2 pseudogenes are annotated in these 1,083 nt (G+C 67.5%); one reads left to right on the top strand and one right to left on the bottom strand.

The annotated features are described in order from the left end of the window. Positions 1 to 63, bottom strand: a pseudogene (locus AC5P1C_RS43775) (SAM-dependent methyltransferase); the annotation flags it as partial. Between AC5P1C_RS43775 and AC5P1C_RS43770 the strand changes: the two are divergent. Beyond that, positions 52 to 1,010, top strand: a pseudogene (locus tag AC5P1C_RS43770) (IS5 family transposase). The pseudogenes AC5P1C_RS43775 and AC5P1C_RS43770 overlap by 12 nt on opposite strands. Positions 1,011 to 1,083: the final 73 nt, after the last annotated feature.

Below are 1,083 nucleotides of genomic sequence, written 5' to 3'. Positions count from 1 at the left end.
CGATGCGTACAGCTCGACGACACCGTCGTAGGCCGTCCTAGTCTCGTCCTGATGATTCGCCACGGGCAGGACTCTATAGCCGGTCCGATAATTGATCTTGTGGCAGGTCGAGGTGAGTTGACGGATGCGGCATGGAGGCGGATAGAGCCCCTTTTGCCTCAGGTGGACGGACGGGGCCGTCCGTGGCGTGATCACCGGCAGGTGGTCAACGGGGTGCTGTGGCGGCTGCGGACCGGGGCTCCGTGGCGGGATCTTCCCGACCGGTTCGGGCCGTGGCAGACCGTCTACGAGCGGTTCGCCCGCTGGGAGGCGGACGGCACCTGGGCACGGTTGCTGGAGCACGTTCAGGTCCGCGATGACGCGGTGGGCCGGGTGGAATGGACCGTCTCCGTCGACTCCACCATCAACCGAGCCCACCAGCACGCAGTCGGCGCCCGCAAAAGGGGGATGTGAACGGGGACGAACTGGAAGATCCGGGCCGCTCGCAGGCGCGCCAGGCCCTCGGCCGCTCCCGAGGCGGACTGACCACCAAAGTCCATCTCGCCGTCGATGGCCGGGGCCTGCCCCTGTCGATTGTGCTCACGCCCGGCAACGTCAACGACGCGACGGCGTTCGGCCAGGTCCTCGACGGCATCCGCACCCCGCGCCTCGGCACGGGCCGCCCGCGCACGACACCGGACCGTGTGCTGGGTGACAAGGCGTATTCCAGCAGGGCCATCCGCCATCTGCTGAGGCGCCGGGGCATCGCTGCCACGATCCCCGAGCGCCGCGACCAGGCGGCGAACCGCCACCGACGCGGAGCCCTCGGCGGCCGGCCGCCGACCTTCGACAAGGCCACCTACCGCGACCGCAACGTCGTCGAACGATGCTTCGCCCGCCTCAAGCAGTTCCGCACGATCGCGACCCGGTTCGACAGCTCGGCGACCGCTACCGTGCCGGAGTTGTCCTGGCTTCCTTAATCCTCTGGCTCCGCGAGTCCACGGGGTAATCATTTGTCAGACAGGCCCTAGTAGGACTCCGTTACGTCTTCCGGATGTTCCTGATCAGGAGCATGTTGGATGGGTGGACGCGCATGAAGTGAAC

This window comes from Streptomyces sp. A18, from assembly GCF_059026065.1.
The sequence above is the reverse complement of the archived record's forward strand: the minus strand, read 5'-3'. Positions and strand labels throughout refer to the sequence as shown.